This window comes from Embleya sp. NPDC056575, assembly GCF_042793325.1.
In the GTDB taxonomy this organism is placed as follows: Bacteria; Actinomycetota; Actinomycetes; order Streptomycetales; family Streptomycetaceae; genus Embleya.
In genome coordinates this window covers 1-386 of record NZ_JBHTVA010000181.1, presented here as the reverse complement: position 1 = coordinate 386, position 386 = coordinate 1, and the positions used below count along the sequence as shown (strand labels likewise).

The window sequence follows — 386 nt, the reverse complement described above, 5'->3', positions numbered from 1 at the left end:
GTTATCCGCAACAGCCTTTAGTAGCCGCAGAACGTATTCGCTCCATTTTTCAGCTGTTTCTTTTGCGAACAGATCTGTCGCATATTCGAGCTGCAAGCCAATGCCATTTTCATCAGTAAATCCGCCCAGTGTCAGATCAAACTTAGAAGTTCCCTGATGAGCCTCATAAGGTGAAATGCTCAGATTTTGCAATGTAAGCTGTTCTTTATCAGGGTTTTCTGTCGTCACCATCACATTAAACAATGGGTTTCGGCTCATATCCCGAGGGAGATCAAGCTGATTAACCAGATCTTCAAACGGATACTCCTGATGCTCAAGCGCTGACAGGTTCGTCTGCTTTGCTTGCTCCAAAAGCTCCGCAAATGTTTGCTGTTCTTTCGCTTCCA

1 protein-coding gene is annotated in these 386 nt (G+C 45.1%); it reads right to left on the bottom strand.

Translation table 11 applies throughout. The features are described 5' to 3' along the window. Positions 1 to 386 (bottom strand): condensation domain-containing protein (locus ACFRCG_RS48560; RefSeq protein WP_380043079.1); only part of this gene is annotated, 386 nt, incomplete at both ends.